We start from the raw sequence: 20666 nt of genomic DNA on the forward strand, positions 1-20666 counted from the left end.
GCGACGGGTTGAACAATACAGGCCCTGGCGCCGCCGCATCAAATTCCTTCCGTGCGGTGTGCCAGCCGGGCCCGGAGTCCGCGCCGGGCGCCGCGCATCATCCAGGTGTGGTTGGCGCGGAGGAGGGGGCGGGCGGGGAGGGCGAGGAGGCGCAGGAGGGGCCTGCGGGCCTCGACGACCTGTTCGTAGCGGACGCGGGTGCCGGTGGGGTCGCGGGGCAGGAGGGTCCAGCGGGCCCAGCCCTCGACGTCGCCGGTCATGGCGACCTCCAGGACGCGGGTGACGGGGTCCCGGCGGCCGGCGTGGACGGTGACGGTGAGCTCGTAGGGGAGGAAGGAGCGGACGCGGGCGGTGCCGGTGGTGTCCGTGCCCGTGCCGGTGCGGGTTACCTGGCGTATCTGGGGCCACCAGGCCGGGTAGTCGTCGGGGGCTTCGAGGCAGGCGTAGACGGTGGCGGGTGCCACGGCGAGGTCCCACTCGCTGTGGAAGCGGTAGTGGTGGCGGCCGGTCCGGTGGGTGCGGGGTTCGACGGTCACGGGTTCAGGGCACACAAAAAACCGGCGGTTCGCAAGGGGTCTTCCTTGCGAACCGCCGGTTTTCGACGTGGGCGATACTGGGATCGAACCAGTGACCTCTTCGGTGTGAACGAAGCGCTCTCCCGCTGAGCTAATCGCCCGGGCGCACCGCAAACATTACCGCATGTCAGACGGTGTCCCGAACCATGGTGCCGGGGTCAGCGGCCGGCGTTCCACGGCATGGTCATGCCGTACTTCCAGAGGTAGACGGCGACGAGGGCCGCGACGATCACCAGGCCGACGGTGGTGAGGATGATGTTGCGCCGCCGGACCGCGGGGTCGAGGGCGCGCTGGGCGGCCTCGGTGACCTTGCGCTTGGTCCAGCGGAGGACGAGCTGGGCCCAGACGAACTCGGTGGCCCAGATCGCCATGCCGCCGAAGATCACCAGCCAGCCGGGGCCGGGCAGGGGCAGCATGATGATGCCGGCGACGACGACGGCGAGGCCGACCACGAAGACCCCGACCTGCCAGCTGATGTGCAGGGGCCGGGAGCGCTTGATGAAGTGGGGCGCGCGTGACCCGAGGGCGGGTTCCGCCGGTGCGCCGCCGTCCCCGCCGGCCGGCGCGCCGTCCCCGGCCCCGCCCGGGGTCCCCGGGGTGCCGGTCTTCACGGCGGGTCGTCGTTCGTCCCGCCGCTCGTCACTCTCCGCATTCATACGCCCCAACCTACCGGACCGAACCAGAACTCACTGGAATGGCGGTATTAGCGGGCGAGCGGCTGGGCCGTACGAGGTATCCGAAGAGCCTCAAAACGGTCAGAGGGGTTTACAACGGCACCGTAGGTGGCATGTCGATTTCGCCGACGTGCGAATCCCCGAGCGCACACTGAGCGAAAGGCCCTGGCGCTTATGAACACCACGGTCAGCTGCGAGCTGCACTTGCGCCTCGTCGTGTCGAGTGAATCCTCACTGCCTGTCCCCGCAGGTCTGCGGTACGACACGGCCGATCCGTATGCCGTGCACGCCACCTTCCACACCGGAGCCGAGGAGACGGTGGAGTGGGTCTTCGCCAGAGATCTGCTGGCCGAGGGCCTGCACCGGCCGACCGGTACCGGAGACGTCCGTGTCTGGCCCTCCCGCAGTCATGGTCAGGGCGTCGTGTGCATCGCCCTGAGCTCCCCGGAGGGGGAGGCGCTGCTGGAGGCCCCGGCGCGGGCCCTGGAGTCGTTCCTGAAGCGGACCGACGCCGCGGTGCCGCCGGGCACCGAACACCGTCACTTCGATCTGGACACCGAGCTCTCGCACATCCTCGCGGAGAGCTGAGTCCGGACCGTGTGACACCGGGCGCGCCCGCCCACTCGGGGGGTCGGGCGCGCCGACCGGCACGAAAGGCGTGGCGCGCGGCGCCGTCGCCGCGGATCCACCGCGGGCGACGGCGCCGTCGCGCTGCGGAGCCGCTAGAGTCGTCTCCCTGATCGAACCGATCGAACACCAGCCGCGCCACCTTTCCGTCGGCCAGGGAGCGAACGAACCGTGCTGATCAACCACGACACCCGGTGCGCGCTCGACGCCGTCGTCGATCTCGTGAACACGGCGGCCCCCGGGCCGGACGGCATGGTCCGGGAGGGGCTCGCGGACCTTCCGTCGCTGCGCGGTTTCGTCGAGCGCAACGACGTCAGCGGCGTCGGCGACCTCCGGGAGCGGGACCTCGCGGCCGTCCGGGCCGTCCGGGACCGGTTCGCGGAGGTGTTCGGCGCGAAGGACACGGCGGACGCGGCGGAGCTGCTGAACGCGATGGTCGCGGAGGCGGGGACGACGCCCCGGCTGACGGACCACGACGGCTACGACTGGCATGTGCACTATTTCGCGCCGGGCGCCTCGGTGGCCGAGCACCTGGCGGCGGACGGCGGGATGGCGCTGGCCTTCCTGGTGGTGGCGGGTGAGCGGGAGCGGCTGCGGCGGTGCGAGGCGCCGGACTGCGGGCGGGCGTTCGTGGACCTCTCGCGGAACCGTTCGCGCCGCTATTGCGACGGGCGTACGTGCGGGAACCGGCTGCACGTGGCGGCGTACCGGGCGCGGCGCAAGGGCGCGGCGGGCTGAGGGTGCGGGCCGGGTGCGGCGTGCGCCGGGCCGGAAATGTACGGGCCCCCGATAAATGTACGGAAACAGGTGCCGAAGAGGGTGCGGAGCGCACCCGGGAAACTGACGCCTCGGCAGTGCGCCGGGCGCCTCGGCGGGTTCGTTTTATATTCCGTGCTTTTTCAGAATTGCCTCGACGTCGGAGAAGTCGTCGCCCGCGCCGGATTTCGTCTTCGCGGGGCGGGGGGTGGCGGCCGGGCGGCCGGGGCCCAGTGACGGAGCGGAGGCGACAGGGGCCACGGCGTCACTTTCCGTGGCCGCTACGGCGCGCCGCTCGGCGGCCCTGCTCACCGTGAACAGCACGGCGGAGAGCGCCAGCACCCCGAAGCCGGCCCAGACGGTGGGCTTGAGGACCAGGTCGGTGATCCAGTCGAGGATCCCGGTCATGAGGAGCCCGAGGGGCACCAGGGCGTAGGCGGCGGTGCGCGTGGCGGCCCGGTAGCGCCGGCGCCGGGCGGTCAGCACCGCGAGGCCCAGGCCGGCCGCGGTCACCGCGGCGCAGATGATCGTGGTCAGCATCCGGCTTCTCCTGCTCCCGTACGGAAATGGGGCTCTTCTCCCATCCTGCACCGGCCGGTACCCCGGCAGCCAGGTCCGGGCGGCGGGCTCCGGGAGATCTCCGGGTCGTCCCTGAGGTGATCCCCTCCCGGGCTGCCCGGGCCCGGGCCTGGGAGACTGGTCCCATGAGCGATTCCGACGCCGCCCGCGCCGTCCTCGACGTCTGGTGCGAGCTGCAGTGCACCGACTGCCGTAGTGCCCTCGACGACCTGCGCGCGCTGCGCGCCCGTTACGGGGACCGGCTGGAGATCCGGCTGCGGCACTTCCCGCTGGAGAAGCACAAGCATTCCTACGCCGCGGCGCAGGCCGCCGAGGAAGCCGCCGAGCAGGGTCTGGGCCGGCCGTACGCGGAGGCCGTGCTGGGCCGGGCCGAGGAGCTGGCCGAGCGGGGCGAGGAGCTGCTGGTCGAGGTCGCGGCCGGGCTCGGGCTGGACTCCGAGGAGGTGGACACCGCGCTGATCGACGGCAGACACCTGCTGATCGTCGACGCGGACCAGGCCGAGGGCAAGGCGATCGGGGTGCGGGGCACCCCGACCTATGTGATCGACGGTGAGCTGCTGGACGGCAGCAAGGACCAGTCGGGGCTGCGGGAGCGGATCGAGGGGATCGCCGACCGGCTGCTGGGCTGACGCCCGTGCGCGGGGCCGCCGGTCAGAGCAGCGCCTTGTACAGGTGGAACCGCGTCGGCCGGTAGCCCAGCGACTCGTACAGCCGCAGGGCCGGGGTGTTGCCCGCGAAGACGTTGAGGCCCAGCAGGGTCTCCCCCGCCGCCAGCGCCTGGCCCTCGGCCAGCAGCATCAGCGCGCGCCCGTGGCCGTGGCCGCGGCGTGCCTCGGCGACCTCGACGTCGTAGACGTACGCGCCCGGGTCCCCGGGCGCGTGGTCCGAGGGGGTGCGCAGGGTGACCCAGAGGGTGCCGACGGGCTCTCCCCGGTGGGTGAGAACGCTCAGCACCGCTCCGGGCGTGGTCAGGCCGTCGGGCAGGGCGCTGCGGTGGTCGGCCTCGGCCTTGGCGTGGGCCTGCTCGGGCGGGACCCCCCGGCTGATCCAGTCCTGTGCGTACGCCTCCCTGGCGAGCCGCTCCCAGGTGGTGAACTCGGCGGTGGTCATCGGCCGCCCCTCGGTGCCCTCGGGCAGCCGGGGGGCGGCCGTCAGCGTCTTGGCCATGTTGCGGTTGCGCTCGACGTAGCCGAGGGCGCCGGCCAGGCCCAGGGCCACTTCCGCCGCCGCGCCGACGGAGATCTCGACGCGGCCGCATCCCCAGCCGCGCAGGACCTCCTCGGCGGCCAGCGCGGCGACGGTGCCCCGGCCGCGGTGCCGGTCGCGCGGGTCGATCCGGAGGTGGGTGATCCGGCCGACGCCGGCGCCGAAGCGCGCGTCCGTGGCGAGGTCGATCCTGCCGACGGGCCTGCTGTTGACGCAGACCTCGTACGAGCGGGCCCGGCCGCCGTCGGGTGTGCGCTGTTCGGGCGCGGTGGGGCGCAGGGTGGTGGTCACCCTCGTGTTGTACCTGTCACGCGGCCGCGCGTCACGCGCTTTACGGATCGAGGTCCGCCGTCGACTGCTCGTCGAAGATCCGCATGGCCTTGGCGGTCACCGGGCCGGGCGCGGCGGGCAGTTCGCGCCCGTCGAGGCGGTGGACGGCCTGGACGTCGCGCAGGGACGAGGTCAGGAAGATCTCCTCGGCGCGGTCGAGGACGTCCATGGGCAGGGCGGTCTCCTTGGCGCCGGTCCACTCGATCACGAGGGCGCGGGTGATGCCGGGGAGGCAGCCGGAGGTGAGCGGTGGGGTGTGCAGCTCGCCGCCGAGGACCACGAAGACGTTGGAGGCGGTGCCTTCGCAGAGGGCGCCGGTGGTGTTGGCGAGGAGCGCCTCGGTGGCCCCGTGCGCGCGGGCGCGGGCGAGGGCGACGACGTTCTCGCCGTAGGAGGTGGACTTGAGGCCGGCGAGGGCGCCGTGTTCGTTGCGGGTCCAGGGGACGGTGATGACGTCCGTGGTGTCGGGGCTGCGGTCGGCCGGGGCGAGGGCGACGCAGAGGGTGGGGCCGCCGGTGCCGCGTTCGGAGCCCAGCGAGGAGAGGCCGCCGGTGTAGGTGATGCGCAGGCGGCCGAGTGGGACGGGGTTGGCGTCGAGGACGGCGGCGCAGGCCCGGCGCACCTCGTCGAGGTCGGGTTCGGGCAGGCCGAGGCCCCGGGCCGAGGTGGTCAGCCGGGTGAGGTGGCGGGTGAGCGCGAAGGGCCTGCCGCGCTCGGCCTTGAGGGTCTCGAAGATGCCGTCGCCGACGGTCAGCCCGTGGTCGAGGACCGAGACCCGGGCGCTGTCGGGGTGGCGGAGCGAGCCGTTGAGCCAGATCTTCACCGTTTCGTCCCTTCGAGGGGCTGATGTGTGCCCGACGCTATCGCGAGCAGCCGGGCCGCCTTGAGCTCCGTCTCGGCCCACTCGCGTTCGGGGTCGGAGCCCCAGGTGATCCCGGCGCCGGTGCCGAAGCGCAGGACGGGCGCGGGGCCGGCCGCGCGGTCGATCCAGAAGGTGCGGATGCCGACCGCCAGTTCCCCGGTGCCGCGGTCGGCGTCGACCCAGCCGACGCCGCCGCAGTACGGGCCGCGGGGCGCGGTCTCCAGGGCGCCGATGATCTCCAGGGCGCTGGCCTTGGGGGCGCCGGTGACGGAGCCGGGCGGGAAGGTGCCGGCGAAGAGCTCCGCCCAGCCGGCGCCGGGCGCGAGTTCGCCGCGCACGGTGGAGACGAGGTGGACGAGGCCGGGGTGGGGTTCGACCGCGCAGAGCGCGGGGACGGTCACGGAGCCGGTGGCGCAGACACGCCCGAGGTCGTTGCGGACCAGGTCCACGATCATGACGTTCTCGGCGTGGTCCTTCTCCAGCAGGTCCGCCTCGGTGCGGCCGGTGCCCTTGATCGGTCCGGACTCGACGATGCGGCCGGTGCGGCGCAGATAGAGCTCGGGCGAGGCGGTGGCGACCTCCACACCGTGCGCGGGGAGGCGGACGGTGCCCGCGTAGGGGGCGGGGTTGCCGCGGGCCAGCAGGGCGGTGAGGGCGTCGATGTCGGCGGGGGCGCCGGTGCCGGTGGGGGGCAGAGGTGCGCCGAGGACGCGGCAGAGGTTGGCCTGATAGACCTCGCCGGCCGCGATGTGCTCGCGTATGCGCCGTACGCCCGCGGTGTAGGCGTCCCGGTCCAGGGAGCTGGTCCAGTCCTCGCGGGCGGGGCCGTGCCAGCGGCCGGGGACGACGGTGGGGGCAGGCGCGGGGCGGACGTCGCCGAAGCGGGCGCAGACCAGCCGTCCCTCGAAGTCCGCGACCACGGCCCACCAGCCCGTGGAGTCCAGGGCCGCCGGATCACGGGTGACATCGCGCAGGTCGGTGGCGAGAAGGCCGCCGAAGCGGGCCATCGGCGGGAGCGTCGGAGGGGACGTCGGGGGGAACGTCGGAGGGGTCTTGCGCACGTCATCGAGTCTATGGCTGGGGCGGGTGATGCGGCCGGGACGGACAATCACGGCAGCACGCTGCGGAAACGGAATTTGAGCTGGCGCTGGAATCCGCTAGAGTTCAACACGTCGCCGGGACGCGGAAGCGAACCGGGCAGACACTGCGGACGTAGCTCAGTTGGTAGAGCACCACCTTGCCAAGGTGGATGTCGCGAGTTCGAGTCTCGTCGTCCGCTCGCTGTAGGGGATCTTCCCGAACCCCTCACTCCTGGTGGAGTGGCCGAGAGGCGAGGCAACGGCCTGCAAAGCCGTCTACACGGGTTCAAATCCCGTCTCCACCTCCAAGGACGATTAGCTCAGCGGGAGAGCGCTTCCCTGACACGGAAGAGGTCACTGGTTCAATCCCAGTATCGTCCACCAAGGTTCTCACGGACCTTCCCGCGCGATTAGCTCAGCGGGAGAGCGCTTCCCTGACACGGAAGAGGTCACTGGTTCAATCCCAGTATCGCGCACGCTGCACACCCGGACGATTAGCTCAGCGGGAGAGCGCTTCCCTGACACGGAAGAGGTCACTGGTTCAATCCCAGTATCGTCCACCGAGATCCTCACGGATCTCCCCGCGCGATTAGCTCAGCGGGAGAGCGCTTCCCTGACACGGAAGAGGTCACTGGTTCAATCCCAGTATCGCGCACATGATCGGCGGAGGGCCGGAGCCATGAGCTCCGGCCCTCCGCCTTTTGCGTGCCGTATTCCTTGTGTCGGTGTTCCCCGCGCGGTGTCGGTGTTCCCCGCGCGGGTGTCCGTGTTCTCCGTGCGTGCCGCGTTCCCCGTCCGGCTCCGGACGCGCGACGGGCCGGGTACCTCCCCAGGTACCCGGCCCGTCGTGCCGTCCGCCGTACCCCCGTCCCCACGGGGTTGATCACCGGGACTGTCCCCGGCCCGGGCCGCTCTCCCGGGCCCGGGGCGCCTCTCAGCGCCCCAGCATTCCGGCTACGGACGACGCTTGGATGACGACGGCGTCCCAGCCGCCGAAGAGCACGGCGAGGAACGCCGCGAGGGGCAGCACCATGGCGGCCGCGACGAGCGGGTGGCGCGTACCGGAAGGCCGCGCGCCGAAGGCGTCCGCCGCCCGGCGGCCACGCGCCCTCACCGTGCGCCCCGCGATATCCGCCATCGTCCCTCTCCTCGCCCTTCCCGCCCCGTCGGCGCCGGTCGGCACCCGGCACGCTCGCCGGGCCCCTCGTGCTCGTCATCTGATGTCGTGGTCGTCGCTCCCGTCCGCCCGCGGCGCCTGTCGCGCCCCGGCGTGCCGGGGAGCGACGGGTGTCTGACCTCGGGGGACGAGTACTCCACCCGCCGCTCTTCCCCCACATTAGGGGCGGGGTGCCGGGCCGGTCGTCATGCGTGCGTACCGCTCGCGGGCCTCCCCGAGGATGAGCGGGTACGGGGCGGCTACTCCTCTGGTTGGAGACGACCGGCCGGTACCCCCGGGTCTTCCCGGAAGGGTCGCCCCGGAAGCTCTCACTCCGCGCGCTTCCGGCGCCCCGGGTGACTTCGCTCACTTCCGCCGCTCCCCCGCACATCAAGATCATCCCCATCCCCCCGGCCCTCTCCCCCACCGCTTCACCCGCCTCATCCGCCCCTCCCGGCTCCCGCACCGACGGCCTCCGGACGCCTTCCCCACGCCCAACCTCCCTTCCACTAAGCCGTCTTGACCCCTCGGCGGTCCCCGGGCGGCCGGCAACCGGCGCCCCGCACCCGGCCGTCACGGTTTCGCGCGGGCGCCCGCAAACCGGTGGCCGACGCATGCGCGGCCTATCAGCGCGCCCGCCCGTCAATCCGTAAGCTGGGCCACGTCAGACGGACCGGGCAGCGGGGATGAACATGGCGATGATGCGGCTCCGGCGCGAGGACCCGCGAGTCGTCGGCTCGTTCCGGCTCCACCGCCGGCTCGGCGCGGGCGGCATGGGCGTGGTGTACCTCGGCTCCGACCGGCGCGGGCAGCGGGTGGCGCTCAAGGTGATCCGGCCGGACCTGGCCGAGGACCAGGAGTTCCGTTCGCGCTTCGCGCGTGAGGTCTCCGCGGCCCGGCGCATCCGCGGCGGCTGTACGGCGCGGCTGGTGGCCGCCGACCTCGACGCGGACCGCCCCTGGTTCGCGACCCAGTACGTACCGGGCCCCTCGCTGCACGACAAGGTGAACGAGGAGGGGCCGCTGTCGGCGGCTCAGACCGCGTCCATCGGGGCCGCGTTGGCCGAGGGCCTGCTCGCGGTGCACGACGCGGGGGTCGTGCACCGCGACCTCAAGCCTTCGAACATCCTGCTGTCCCCCAAGGGCCCCCGGATCATCGACTTCGGCATCGCCTGGGCGACCGGCGCGAGCACCCTGACCCACGTCGGCACGGCGGTCGGCTCCCCCGGCTTCCTCGCGCCCGAACAGGTGCGCGGCGCGGCCGTCACGCCCGCGACGGACGTCTTCGCGCTGGGCGCGACCCTCGCGTACGCCTCGATGGCGGACTCGCCGTTCGGCCAGGGCAGTTCGGAGGTCATGCTCTACCGCGTCGTGCACGAGGAGCCTCAGCTCATGGCCGTGCCGGACGCGTTGGCGCCGCTGGTGCACGCCTGTCTGGCCAAGGACCCGGAGGAGCGGCCGAGCACGCTCCAGCTGTCCCTGCGCCTGAAGGAGATCGCGGCCCGCGAGGCGCACGGCCTGCCGGACAGCCGACCCCCGGTGGCCCGGCAGCCGGACCGCCCCTCGGGGCAGCGCGCCGCGCAGTACGCGGAGCAGCGCACCGAGCGGCGCACCCTCCAGGCTCCCGCCCCTCGCCCGCAGGCCCCCGCCACGGGCCGCCATCCCGACCAGGCCCGGCCGCCGGCCCAGCGCCCGCCACGGGCCGGCCGCCCGGCGCCCGGCGCCCGGGCGGTCCCGCCCGTGGCGGCGCGGCGCGCGGCGGAGCCGCCGCCGGTGGCGCGGCCCGGGGCAAGGCGCGCCCGGGCGCGCGTACGGGCTCGGGGGCGCGCCGGCCCGGACCGGACCGGCGGCTGCTGCGGCAGCGGCTGACGGTGTTCGTGGTGGTGACGCTGCTGGTGGCGCTGGGGATCGCGGTGGCCCAGGGGTGTCAGGGGCCGGAGCACAGTGCGGGGGAGGTTTCCCGGGTGCCGGTGGTGTCCGTGGAGACGGAGGGCTCTACGGGGTCCGTGGGGGCCGGGGGTTCGTCGGTGCCCATGGGCTCCGCGATGCGTCTGGGATCCGCAGTGCCCCTGGACTCCTAGGGGCCGGGGCACAGGGTCCGGCCCTGTGCGGGGTGCCCGGTCCTAGGGGCCGGGTCAGCGGGCCTGGCCCCGTGCGGGGTGCTCGGTCCGAGGGGCTGCCGGGCCACCGGGGCCGGCCCCGTGCAGGGCGCTCGGTCCTAGGGGCCGGGTCACCGGGCCTGGCCCCGTACGGGGCACTCGGTCCGAGGGGCTGCCGGGCCACCGGGGCCGGCCCCGTGCAGGGCGCTCGGTTCCAGGGGCCGGGGCACCGAGCCTGGCCCCGTACGGGGTGCAGCCCGGTGGGCCGGAGTCACCGGGGCCTGGCTCTGCGCGTCAGGGCGCTCGCCCAAGGGACCAGGTCAGCGGGCCTGTTCCGGTACGGGTTGCCCAGTCCGACGGGCCGGGTCAGCGGGCCTGGCCCGTACGTCGGACGTTCAGCCCAAGGGGCCACCCCGCCCCGTACGGCGCGTTCAGGCCGTCGGGCGGCCCGTCGCCACCGCGTAGAACGCCACGGCCGCCGCCGCGCCCACGTTCAGCGAGTCCACCCCGTGCGCCATCGGGATCCGCACCCAGTCGTCCGCCGCCCGCAGCGCCCGTGCCGACAGTCCCTCGCCCTCCGCTCCGAGCATGAGGGCGACCCGCTCCAGCCGGTGCGGGGCGACGTCGTCGAGGGACAGCGCCTGCTCGGCCGGGGTGAGGGCAAGGATCCGGAAGCCCGCCTCACGGACGGTCTCCAGGTCGCGGGGCCAGGTCTCCAGGCGCGCGTAGGGCACCGAGAACACCGCGCCCATGGACACCTTCACGGACCGCCGGTAGAGCGGGTCGGCGCAGTCCGGCGAGAGCAGGACCGCGTCCATGCCCAGGGCCGCCGCACTGCGGAAGATCGCCCCGATGTTGGTGTGGTCGTTGACCTTCTCCATCACGGCCACGCGCCGGGCGCCGCGGAGCAGCTCGGCGGGTTCCGGGAGCGGCTTGCGCTGCATGGAGGCCAGGGCGCCGCGGTGGACGTGATAGCCCGTCACCTGTTCGGCGAGCTCCGGGCTGACCGCGTAGACCGGTGCGGGGACCTCGTCGATGACGTCGCGCATGGTGTCCACCCACTTGGCCGACAGCAGCATGGAGCGCATCTCGTAGCCGGCCTGGCGGGCCCGGCGGATGACCTTCTCGCCCTCGGCGATGAAGAGCCCCTCGGCGGGTTCGCGGCGGCGGCGCAGCTCGACGTCGGTCAGGCCGGTGTAGTCGCGCAGGCGCGGGTCGTCGGGGTCGTCGATGGTGATGAGCTCGGCCATGCTGGGTTCTCGTCGTCCTCGGTGTGGTGCGGGTCGTGCCGGCGGCGTGGGGTTCGGGTCTTGCCGTGTGCGGTGCGGGTGTTCTCAGCGGCCGGTGGCCGGGCCCACCGTGACGACGTCGCCGATCACGATGACGGCCGGGGGGCGTATGCCCTCGGCCACGACCCGCTCGCCGAGGGTGGCGAGCGTCGCGTCGACGCGCCGCTGGGCGGCGGTGGTGCCTTCCTGGATCACGGCCACGGGTGTGCCGGCCGAGCGGCCGTGGCGGATCAGCTCGGCGGCGATGGCCCCGCTGTTCTCGACCGACATCAGCAGGACGAGCGTGCCGCGCATCCGGGCGACGGCCTCCCAGTCGACCAGCGACCGCGGGTCGTCGGGCGCGACGTGGCCGCTGACGACGGTGAATTCGTGGGACACGCCCCGGTGGGTGACGGGGATCCCGGCCGCGCCGGGCACGCTGATGGTGCTGGAGATGCCGGGCACCACGGTGCACGGGATGCCGTGCTCGGCGAGGGCCTGGACCTCCTCCATGCCGCGGCCGAAGACGTACGGGTCACCGCCCTTGAGCCGGACGACGGCCTTGCCGGCCTTGGCGTGCTCGATCAGGGCCGCGTTGATGGCCTCCTGGGCCATGTACCGGCCGTACGGGATCTTCGCCGCGTCGATGACCTCGACGTGCGGCGGGAGTTCGTCGAGCAGGTCGCGGGGGCCCAGCCGGTCGGCGATCACGACATCGGCCTCGGCGAGCAGCCGGCGGCCGCGCACGGTGATGAGGTCGGGGTCGCCGGGGCCGCCGCCGACGAGGGAGACGCCCTTGCCGCGGGCGCGGTGGTGCGGTGCGGTGAGGGAGCCGTCGCGCAGGCCCTCGACGACGGCGTCGCGGAGGGCGGCGGAGCGGCGGGGATCGGAGCCGGTGAGCACGGCGACGGTGACGCCTTCGACGCGGCCGGTCGCCGGGGTCCAGGCGGAGGCCGCGGTGGCGTCGTCGCTGCGGACGGCCCAGACGCGGTGGGCCTCGGCCTCGGCGGAGGCGGCGCGGTTGGCGTCGGGGTCGTCGGTGGAGATCAGGGCGTACCAGGCGTCGGCGAGGTCCCCGTCGCGGTAGCGGCGGCGCTCCCAGCGCAGCTCGCCGGCTTCGGCCATCGCCTCGACGGAGGGGGTGGCGGAGGGAGAGATCAGCAGTACGTCCGCCCCGGCCGCGAGCAGCGCGGGCAGGCGGCGCTGGGCGACCTGGCCGGCGCCCAGCACGACGACGCGGCGCCCGGCGAGGCGCAGTCCGACGGGGTAGGCGGCGGCTTCGGTGTGCTCGGCCATGGGGGTGCGGGTCTCCTCGTGGGCGAATGCGCTGGTGGGGACACCCTACGGTGCGCGGGCGGGTCGGGGGCGGGGCGGGACGGGCCCTTCCGGGGCTGCACGATTTACGGCGGGTGAGGTCATCAGCCGAGCGAGCCCCCAAAGCCGCCGCAAATCATGCTTCACGCCCCTCCCAGGGCCCGTCCCGCCCCGCCCCCTCCGGCCGGTGGGCCCCACCGGCCCGACGGAGCTCGAAGGACACGGACCCGAAGAGTGCTCTGCCCGCGCCCCGGTCTCCGCTGCCCCTCCGCGGGCGGGCACCACCCCGTCGACAGGACGGGCGCACGCCCCCGGCGCCACGGACCGGGCGCGCATCGGCGGTCGCCTCGCCGGCATCCAGCGAGGCGACCAACCAGCCGCACACGTACGGGCTTGGGGACGCGCCCCCGGCACACAGGGCGCAGCGGAGAGAGCCGGAGACGGGCCGCTCCGGGGTGTCGCGGGGCGTAAAGCGAAGCAGCCCCGCGACACCCCGGAGCGGCCCGACGCAGGCCCCGGCCCCCACGGGGCCACAGTCCGCGCCGACGACCCGCGGCCGGGAGCCGACGGCAGGACCGGCGGCCGCACAGATCCCGGCCCCACGCTCCCGCAGGCGACTGCGCGTCAGCCCTTCTCCGTCACTCCCGCCGAGTCGAACGTCGCCACCTCGTGCATCGCCCGCGCCGCGCTCTGCACGATCGGCAGTGCCAGCAGCGCGCCCGTGCCCTCGCCCAGGCGCAGGTCGAGGTCGACCAGCGGGCGGAGGCCCAGCTTCGTGAGGGCGGCGACATGGCCCGGTTCGGCGCTGCGGTGGCCCGCGATGCAGGCTGCCAGCGCCTCGGGGGCGATGGCCCGCGCCACCAGTGCCGCGGCGCCCGCGCTCACCCCGTCGAGGATCACCGGCGTGCGCAGCGACGCGCCGCCGAGGATCAGGCCGACGAGGGCCGCGTGCTCCAGGCCGCCGATCGCCGCGAGGACGCCGATCGGGTCCTTCGGGTCCGGCTGGTGCAGCTCCAGGGCCCGCCGGACGACATCGATCTTCCGAGCGTGCATCTCGTCGTTGATGCCGGTGCCACGGCCGGTGATCTCCGCCGGGTCCGTCTCGGTGTAGACGGCGACGAGCGCGGCGGACACCGTGGTGTTCGCGATGCCCATCTCGCCCGTGAGCAGGGCCTTGTTGCCCGCCGCGACCAGGTCGCGGGCGGTTTCGATGCCCACCTCGACGGCGCGCAGCGCCTCTTCGCGCGTCATCGCCGGGCCCGCGGTGATGTCGCTCGTACCCGGGCGGATCTTGCGCGGGAGCAGGCCGGGCGTGCTCGGCAGCTCGCTCGCGACGCCCACGTCCACGACGCAGACCTCGGCGCCGACCTGTGCGGCGAAGGCGTTGCACACGGCGCCGCCGCCCAGGAAGTTGGCCACCATCTGCGAGGTGACCTCCTGCGGCCACGCGGTGACGCCCTGGGCGTGCACGCCGTGGTCCCCCGCGAAGATCGCCACGGCGGCGGGCTCGGGGATGGGCGGCGGGCACTTGCGCGACAGACCGCACAGCTGCGCGGAGATGATCTCCAGCATGCCGAGGGCCCCGGACGGCTTGGTCATCCGCTTCTGGCGGTCCCACGCCTCGCCCAGCGCCTTGGCGTCGAGCGGGCGGATGCCGCGCAGGGTCTCGGAGAGCAGGTCGTGCGGCTCCTCGCCGGGCAGCGCGCGGCGGCCGTACTCCTCCTCGTGCACGACCCACGACAGCGGCCGGCGCTTGGACCAGCCGGCCTGCATCAGCTCGGGCTCGTCCGGGAACTCGTCGACGTAGCCGACGCAGAGGTAGGCGACGACCTCCAGGTGCTCGGGCAGGCCGAGCTCGCGGACCATCTCGCGCTCGTCGAAGAAGCTCACCCAGCCGACGCCGAGGCCCTCGGCGCGGGCGGCGAGCCAGAGGTTCTCGACCGCGAGGGCGGAGGAGTACGGGGCCATCTGCGGCTGGGTGTGCCGGCCGAGGGTGTGGCGGCCGCCGCGGGTGGGGTCGGCGGTGACGACGATGTTGACGGGGGTGTCGAGGATCGCCTCGATCTTCATTTCCTTGAACTGCTTCGCCCGCCCCTTGGGCAGCGACTTCGCGTACGCGTCGCGCTGCCTGGCGGCCAGCTCGTGCATCGTCTGCCGGGTCTCGGCGGACCGGATGACGACGAAGTCCCAGGGCTGCGAGTGCCCGACGCTCGGCGCGGTGTGCGCGGCCTCCAGGACGCGCAGCAGCACCTCGTGCGGGATGGGGTCGCGGCGGAAACCCTTGCGGATGTCCCGGCGCTCGCGCATCACCCGGTGCACGGCGTCGCGCTCGGCGTCGCCGTACCCGACCGCGGCCGGTCCGGCCGGCTCCGCGGGCTCCGCGGGCTCCGCGAGCTCCATGGGTTCGGCCTGCTCCGGCAGCTCGGCCGAGGGCTCCGTGTCCTGTGCGGTCTCTTCGGCGGCGGGCGCGGGCGGCGTCGCCGGATCGGTCTCGGCGAGCGCCTCGACCACCGTCGGCGGCTGCTCCTGTGACACGGCGTCGGGAGTCACGGGCGTGGGCTCCACCGGGGCCTCGGTGACGGGCTCCGCCACGGGGGCCGCTTCCGCCGGGGTGCTCACGGGCGTACCGGCCACGGGGGGCTGCTCCTGTGACAGGTCGTCGGAGATCTGGAGTGCGGGCCCGGCAGGGGCCTCGGCCGGGACGGTGGGCTCCTCCGGAGCCGCCGCTTCCACGACCGGCTCGACCGGCTCTGCCGCCTCGGGGGCCGTGGCGGGCGCCACGGCCTCGGGGAGCGGTTCCTGTACCGGGGCGTCGGCGGCCGGGGCATCGGCCGGAGCGGGCTGCTCCGGGACGTCCGCCGCCTGAGGCTCGGCCGGAGCGGCGACCACCGCTTCGGCGGCGGGCTGCTGCTCCGGGGCCTCGGCCACCGGCGCGGGCCCGACGACAGCGGGCTCCACGACGGCGGGCTCCGCGACAGCGGGTTCCATGACGGCAGGCTCCACGACAGCGGGTTCGGCCACCGGCGCCGCGGCCTCGGCCGGCGCGGCCGGGGCCTCCTGCGGTGCGGTGTCGGCCGGGGCCTGGACGGCGACCGGCGCGACCACGTCGGGCCGCGCGACCGGTGCGGCCTCCATGAGCTGCTGCGGTGCGTCGGCCGGGGCCGCCGCCGTGGGCTGCTCCGGGGCCGCCGTCCCCACAGCCGCCGGGGCGGCCTCGACGGGTGTCCCGGCCGGGATCACCGGCTGCTGCGCGACCTCGGCCGCCGGGGTCTCGACCTGGGCGGCGACGGCCACCGGGGCCACCGGCGCGGCCTGAGCCACGGCCACGGGCGGCGCGTCGGCGACGGGCGCCTGCTCGGCCGCCGGGGCCGCGACGGGCCCGGCCGGAGCCACGGCGACCTGCTGCTGCGTCATATCGGCTCGCTGTTCGACGGGCTGTGCCTGCGGCGCCGCGACGGCGATGGACGGCACGGGCGCACCGGTCACGACGGCGGTCTCCCGCACGGGGACCTCCACCGCCGGCGCGGACTGCTCTCCTCCGGCGGGCTGCGCCTGCGGGGTGGCGTCGGCCACCGGATCGGCCACGGCCTGGGGCACATCGGCGACCACGGTGGGCCGCACCACGGCTTCGGCCACCGGAGCCGTGACGACCTGGGGCTGCTCGACCGGGGCGACGCCCGCCACGGGCGCGCTCTGCTCGGCCACCGGCGCGGGAACAGTCTGCGCGGCGTCGGCCGGCGCGCTCACCTCTGCGGGCGCCTGGGGCTGTGCCACGACCGGGGTCCCGGGAACGGCCTGCGCCACGGGAACGGCCTGCGCTTCGGGAACGGCCGGGACCTCGACGGCGGCCGGGGCCTCGGCAAGAGGCCGGGCCTCCATGACGGGCTGGTCCGCGACCGGGGGCGCCTCCGGCGCCGGGACGACGGCCTGAACGGCTTCGGCAGCGGGTGCCGCCCCGGCCGGGGCCGCGACGGCCTCCGCCGGCGCGTCGACCGCCGGGGCCTGCTCCACCGGCGCGGTCTGCGGGGCGGCCGCCACGGCGACCGGCTCCGGGACCACGGGGGCGGTGGGCTGTGCCACGGGTGCCTCGGCGACTATCGGCTGCGCCGTGTCCCGGTCGGCCGCCACGGCCTGCGGCGGTACGAACGCCACGGCGGGGTCGGCCGCGTACCCGGCGGTGTGGTCGGGGGCGGGCTCGGCGACCGGCGCCGGGGCGGCCGCCCGCGGTGCCGTCGGGGCCTGCTGGGGCTGGGCGTCCCAGGTGCCCGGCTGCTGCTGCGGGACCTCGCCGAGGCGCGGCACCCCGGACCCGTCCGGTGCCCCGGGGGCGCCGGGGACGGTGTCGAGGTACTCGGGGCCCGGAACCGGGGCCACGGGCTGTACGGGCGTGCCGGGGGCCGGGTGCGGGGCCGCGGGGCCGCGGTCGGCCAGGGAGCGGACGACGCCGCCGGAGGGGTCCGGCACGGGCGGGCCCATGTGCAGCGGGCGCCGGGGGGCCGCGGGCGGGGCCTGCGGGGGCGTCCGGACGTCGCCGTAGTCGACGGACGCCGTGTCACGGCCGCCCGTCTCGTGCGTACCGCCCTGGACGGGCGGCTGTTCCATCCAGGCGCCCTGGGCGCCCGGCATCAGCAGCAGGTCGTCCTCTTCGGCACCGTCCGCTTCGCCGCCCTCCACGTGGTCGTGGAAGGTGTAAGCGGCCGGGGCGCCGGGATCGGCAGGGGCTACGGCGTCCGTGGGGAACGGGTGGCCGGGCAGCGCGCCTGCGTTCTCCGGCTGTCCCTCGCCCGGGAACTGGCCGGTGTCGGTCATGCGTACCCCTCGCCCATCGGTAGTGCTCCTTCCAACCGCTCACGCCCATAGTCAAGAACGAGCGTCCGTGCCTTGCGGCACGTTGCACGTCGCCCGCCCCTACCTTGCCGTGCTCCCGCCAAGAGGAGGGTGCGTTCGGGACATTGACGACTGTGGTGTCGGACACCGAGGGGCGGTACAACGATCCGCCAGCCTACCCCCCGCCCGGCGGAGCAAGGTCACAGGTGGGTGAGGCGCCCGCTCAGCAGGAAGGCCACGGACCGCTCGCGCTCGGTCCAGGCGGCGGTGTCCAGCTCCACCGCCTGGAACAGCGCGCACTCGACGGCGTAGCCGCCTTCGGCGAGCGCCCGGCCGATGGCTTCCGCTTCGTCACGGGTGGCCGCGTGGGCGACGATCCGCTCGGGGCGGCGGGCCGCGCACGCGGCGACGACGGGCGCGCCGCCGCCGCCGACGCGGACCACGTCGGGCTCGGGGAGGTCCTCCAGGACCAGCGGCGCGGTGCCGTGGACGACCTGGAGCTGTACGCCGTAGCGGCGGGCCACGGCGGTGGTGCGCGCGCAGGCGTCGGCGTCGCGGTCGACGGCGATGACGGCGGCGCCGAAGCGGGCCGCTTCCACGGCGGCGGCGCCGACGCCCGCGCCGATGTCCCAGACGAGGTCGCCCACGCGCGGGCCGAGGCGGGCCAGTTGAGCGGCCCTCAGCTCGGCGGACTCGCCCTCGCCGAGCCCGCCGCCGTAGGCGTCGGCGGGCAGGGCCCAGCCGCGGACGGCGGGCGGGTAGCCGGGGTCGCGGCCGGCGATCCAGCCGCCGCCGGTCCGGGTGCGGACGGTGCCCCGGCCCTGGGCGGCGGGCTGTCCGCCGCCCGGGCCGGCGCCGGTGCCCGCGCCGCCGATGACGATGACGACGTTGGGGTCGCGCCAGCTGTGGTCGGCGACCTTGTCGGAGGTGAGGACGGTGACCTGTTCCCGCTCGGTGCCCAGCTCCTCGCAGATGACGAAGGTGCGGTGGACGGGGCCGAGGAGGAGGGCCAGTTCGGCGGGGCCGGCGCCGGGCGCGGTGAGGACGGCGACCTTGGTGTGGGCGCGGCAGACGTTGACGGCGCGGCGCAGGTCGCGGCTGTGGGCGGCGACGACCTGGGCGTCGTCCCAGGGCATGCCGGCGCGGGCGAAGGCGGTGGCGACGGCGGAGACCGCGGGCACCACCTCGACCTCCAGGCCGTGCTGGGGCGCGCGCAGGGCCCGTACGACGCCGAAGAAGCCGGGGTCGCCGTCCGCGAGGACCACGGTTGAGCCACGGTGGCCGGCGATGCGGCGGGCGGCGAGGTCGAGGCTGCCGAGCCTGATCCGCTCGGCGGTGGGCGGGATCTCGGGGAGTGCCAGGTGGTGGGCCGCGCCGGCCACGAGGGTGGCGGCGGCGAGGGCGGAGCGGGCCGCGTCCGTCAGCGGTGAGCCGTCCCACCCGATCACCGTGACCCGGTCGGCCATCGTCGTCATTCTCCTGGGCTTGTCGCGGGTCGTGCCCTCGGTGGGTACGGGCAGGCTGAGACTACCCCGGCCGGTGCGGGCCGGCGGGTGGGCGCGGGGCGCGGCGGGTCAGCGCCAGTCGGGGAAGGCTCCGGCGTAGTCGGTTCCGCCGGTGTGCTGTTCGAGCGCCTCGTCGAGGTCCTCGGGGAGCAGGCTCCAGACGATGAGGTCGGTGCGGATCTCGGTCCAGCCGCCGTCCTCGGTGCGGCTGCGCGCTATCCAGGCGTTCCGCAGGACGCCCTCGCTGATGCAGCCGATCTTCTGGGCGACCTGCTGGGAGGCGGTGTTGTCGGCGGCGGTGCGCAGTTCGAGGCGTTCGAAGCGCTGGTCGCGGAAGAGCCATTCGGCGACGGCGAGGACGGATTCGCAGGCATAGCCCTCGCCGCGGGCCCAGGGGGCGACGACGTAGCCGATCTCGGCGGAGAGGGTGCGCCAGTCGGTGTGGTGCAGGTGTACGCAGCCGACGAGGCGGTGGGTGAGGAACTCGGTGACCGCAAAGACGATTCCGCGCCCCTGGGTGCGCTCGGCGGGGGCCTCGCGCAGGGCCCAGTCGCGGGCGTGCGCGGTGGTGTAGGGGTGCGGTGCGGGGGTCCAGGCGGTGACGAGCTCGTCGCCCATCATCTCCGCGAGGGCGGGGATGTCCTCCGCCTCGAACGGGCGCAGCACCAGCCGGTCCGTACTGATGGAGATGTCCGGGAAGGTGGATGTCATGTGCTGCTCCAACGCCGGGGCGGGTGGTGCTCGGGACGGGTCTGGACGGGGTCCTGGCGAAAGGTTCCCGGCCCTTGAGTGCACCAGCATGCAGCATCGGCGCGCGGGTGCGCCAAGCGCATGGGCCCCGCGCCCGCATGTCGCGGGGGCGGGGCCCGTGCCCGTACGGCCGGACGGGCCGGAGCCGGCCCGTCCGGGGCGTCAGCTCTTGACCGGGCCGAAGGCCGGGATGACGGAGCCGTCCTTGTACTTGTCCTCGATGAACTTCTTGACCTCGTCGGAGTTGAGGAGCTTGGCGAGCTTCTTCACGCGCTCGTCGTCCTCGTTGCCCTGCTTCACGGCGAGGAAGTTGGCGTAGGGGTTGCCGTCGGCCTTCTCCAGGGCGAGGGCGTCCTCGGAGGGCTTGAGCTTGGCGCCGATGGCGAAGTTGCCGTTGATGATCGCGGCGTCGACGTCGGCGAGGCGGGGGGCGATCTGCGGCGCCTCCAGCTCGGTGAGCTTGAGGCCCTTCTTGTCCTCGACGTCGGCGAGCTTGGCGGTGGCGCCGGCGCCGGCCTTGAGGGCGATGACGCCGTTGTCGGCGAGCAGCTTCAGCGCGCGGCCCTGGTTGGAGGGGTCGTTCGGGATGGCGACGGTGTCGCCGGACTTCAGGTCGGAGAGCTTCTTCAGCTTCTTGGAGTAGAGGCCGAGGGGCTCGATCGCGACGTTCACGACGGGCACGATGTGCGTGCCGTTCTTCTTGTTGAACTCGTCGAGGAAGGGCTTGTGCTGGAAGAAGTTGGCGCCGACCTCGCCCTTGTCCGTGAGCTGGTTCGGCAGGGTGTAGTCGTTGAGCTCCTTCACCTCCAGCTTCAGGCCCTCCTTCGCCGCCAGCTTCTCCTTGACGAAGTTGAGGATGGTGCCGTGCGGGGTGGGGCTCGCGGCGACGACGAGCGGGGAGCTCGCGTCGTCCTTGTTGTTGCCGGAGGAGGAGGTGTCGGAGGGGGCGCTGCAGGCCGTGGCGCCGAGGGTGAGGGCGGCGGCGGCCGCGACGGCGGCGGAGATCTTGATGATGTTGCGCACGAAGAGTGCCTCTTTCTTGTTCACACGAGTTCACGCG

16 protein-coding genes, 7 tRNA genes and 1 pseudogene are annotated in these 20666 nt (G+C 74.5%); 10 read left to right on the top strand and 14 right to left on the bottom strand.

The window, feature by feature from the left end; all coding sequences use genetic code 11:
* Positions 1-38: 38 nt before the first annotated feature.
* From AF335_RS31655 to AF335_RS31665, 3 genes are all read right to left on the bottom strand, one after another.
* Entirely contained in the window at positions 39-536 is a 498-nt protein-coding gene (locus AF335_RS31655; protein ID WP_170127850.1) for an SRPBCC family protein, read from the bottom strand.
* A gap of 68 nt (positions 537-604) precedes the next feature.
* Positions 605-676 (bottom strand) — tRNA-Val (locus AF335_RS31660).
* Between the two features lie 57 nt (positions 677-733).
* Positions 734-1231: a TIGR02611 family protein gene (locus tag AF335_RS31665; protein ID WP_102921860.1), complete on the bottom strand. Its 498-nt coding sequence runs from the start codon at positions 1229-1231 to the stop codon at positions 734-736.
* A gap of 192 nt (positions 1232-1423) precedes the next feature.
* On the opposite strand from AF335_RS31665, the gene AF335_RS31670 reads away from it, so the two are divergent.
* Both AF335_RS31670 and AF335_RS31675 read left to right on the top strand, forming a co-directional pair.
* Positions 1424-1837 carry an SsgA family sporulation/cell division regulator gene (locus AF335_RS31670; protein WP_003959770.1) on the top strand — a complete coding sequence of 138 codons (414 nt, stop codon included), beginning with the start codon at positions 1424-1426 and terminating at the stop codon, positions 1835-1837.
* Positions 1838-2047: 210 nt separating this feature from the next.
* A complete protein-coding gene (locus AF335_RS31675) occupies positions 2048-2614 on the top strand; it encodes a CGNR zinc finger domain-containing protein (RefSeq protein ID WP_102921861.1) in 567 nt (188 codons plus the stop codon).
* Between the two features lie 144 nt (positions 2615-2758).
* Here the strand turns inward: AF335_RS31675 and AF335_RS31680 are convergent, their stop codons facing one another.
* A complete protein-coding gene (locus AF335_RS31680) occupies positions 2759-3172 on the bottom strand; it encodes a hypothetical protein (protein WP_102921862.1) in 414 nt (137 codons plus the stop codon).
* A gap of 164 nt (positions 3173-3336) precedes the next feature.
* On the opposite strand from AF335_RS31680, the gene AF335_RS31685 reads away from it, so the two are divergent.
* Positions 3337-3840 (top strand): DsbA family protein, encoded by a 504-nt coding sequence (locus AF335_RS31685; protein WP_102921863.1) that lies wholly within the window; start codon positions 3337-3339, stop codon positions 3838-3840.
* Positions 3841-3862: 22 nt separating this feature from the next.
* On the opposite strand, the gene AF335_RS31690 is transcribed toward AF335_RS31685, so the two are convergent.
* Genes AF335_RS31690 through AF335_RS31700 form a run of 3 tightly spaced genes read right to left on the bottom strand, consistent with a single transcriptional unit; the run spans position 3863 to position 6616 of the window.
* Positions 3863-4708, bottom strand: coding sequence for a GNAT family N-acetyltransferase (locus AF335_RS31690; protein WP_102921864.1), 846 nt, complete (start codon positions 4706-4708; stop codon positions 3863-3865).
* Positions 4709-4748: 40 nt separating this feature from the next.
* Positions 4749-5570, bottom strand: coding sequence for an aminotransferase class IV (locus tag AF335_RS31695; RefSeq protein WP_102921865.1), 822 nt, complete (start codon positions 5568-5570; stop codon positions 4749-4751).
* Positions 5567-6616 (bottom strand): chorismate-binding protein, encoded by a 1050-nt coding sequence (locus AF335_RS31700; protein WP_102921866.1) that lies wholly within the window; start codon positions 6614-6616, stop codon positions 5567-5569. Before AF335_RS31700 ends, AF335_RS31695 begins: the two co-directional genes overlap by 4 nt.
* Before the next feature lie 199 nt (positions 6617-6815).
* On the opposite strand from AF335_RS31700, the gene AF335_RS31705 reads away from it, so the two are divergent.
* The 6 genes from AF335_RS31705 to AF335_RS31730 all read left to right on the top strand — a co-directional run bounded on the left by AF335_RS31705 (position 6816) and on the right by AF335_RS31730 (position 7343).
* Positions 6816-6888, top strand: a tRNA-Gly gene (locus tag AF335_RS31705).
* 34 nt (positions 6889-6922) lie between these two features.
* A tRNA-Cys gene (locus AF335_RS31710) sits at positions 6923-6996 on the top strand.
* 1 nt (position 6997) lies between these two features.
* Positions 6998-7072, top strand: a tRNA-Val gene (locus tag AF335_RS31715).
* A gap of 20 nt (positions 7073-7092) precedes the next feature.
* Positions 7093-7164: transfer RNA gene (locus tag AF335_RS31720), tRNA-Val, on the top strand.
* A 12-nt stretch (positions 7165-7176) separates the two neighbouring features.
* Positions 7177-7248 (top strand) — tRNA-Val (locus AF335_RS31725).
* A 23-nt stretch (positions 7249-7271) separates the two neighbouring features.
* A tRNA-Val gene (locus AF335_RS31730) sits at positions 7272-7343 on the top strand.
* A 279-nt stretch (positions 7344-7622) separates the two neighbouring features.
* Here AF335_RS31730 and AF335_RS31735 read toward each other — a convergent pair.
* A complete protein-coding gene (locus AF335_RS31735; RefSeq protein WP_102921867.1) occupies positions 7623-7826 on the bottom strand; it encodes a hypothetical protein in 204 nt (67 codons plus the stop codon).
* Positions 7827-8530: 704 nt separating this feature from the next.
* Here AF335_RS31735 and AF335_RS31740 point away from each other — a divergent pair.
* Positions 8531-9924 (top strand): annotated as a pseudogene (locus AF335_RS31740) (serine/threonine-protein kinase).
* Positions 9925-10373: 449 nt separating this feature from the next.
* Here AF335_RS31740 and AF335_RS31745 read toward each other — a convergent pair.
* The 6 genes from AF335_RS31745 to AF335_RS31770 form a co-directional block, all read right to left on the bottom strand.
* The gene (locus AF335_RS31745) at positions 10374-11192 is read right to left on the bottom strand and encodes a TrmH family RNA methyltransferase (protein ID WP_102921868.1); all 819 of its coding nucleotides are present in this window, start codon (positions 11190-11192) and stop codon (positions 10374-10376) included.
* A gap of 84 nt (positions 11193-11276) precedes the next feature.
* Complete coding sequence (gene cobA, locus AF335_RS31750; RefSeq protein WP_102921869.1) at positions 11277-12506, bottom strand: uroporphyrinogen-III C-methyltransferase; 1230 nt, start codon at positions 12504-12506, stop codon at positions 11277-11279.
* Between the two features lie 642 nt (positions 12507-13148).
* Positions 13149-17333, bottom strand: coding sequence for a nicotinate-nucleotide--dimethylbenzimidazole phosphoribosyltransferase (gene cobT, locus AF335_RS31755; protein ID WP_102921870.1), 4185 nt, complete (start codon positions 17331-17333; stop codon positions 13149-13151).
* A gap of 218 nt (positions 17334-17551) precedes the next feature.
* Positions 17552-18817: a precorrin-6y C5,15-methyltransferase (decarboxylating) subunit CbiE gene (gene cbiE / locus AF335_RS31760; RefSeq protein WP_102921871.1), complete on the bottom strand. Its 1266-nt coding sequence runs from the start codon at positions 18815-18817 to the stop codon at positions 17552-17554.
* Between the two features lie 108 nt (positions 18818-18925).
* On the bottom strand, positions 18926-19567 hold the full coding sequence (locus tag AF335_RS31765) for a GNAT family N-acetyltransferase (RefSeq protein WP_102921872.1): 642 nt from the start codon (positions 19565-19567) through the stop codon (positions 18926-18928).
* Between the two features lie 201 nt (positions 19568-19768).
* The gene (locus AF335_RS31770; protein ID WP_102921936.1) at positions 19769-20629 is read right to left on the bottom strand and encodes a MetQ/NlpA family ABC transporter substrate-binding protein; all 861 of its coding nucleotides are present in this window, start codon (positions 20627-20629) and stop codon (positions 19769-19771) included.
* Positions 20630-20666 lie beyond the last annotated feature (37 nt).

Source organism: Streptomyces eurocidicus, from assembly GCF_002891295.1.
GTDB classification, from domain to species: Bacteria; Actinomycetota; Actinomycetes; order Streptomycetales; family Streptomycetaceae; genus Streptomyces; species Streptomyces eurocidicus.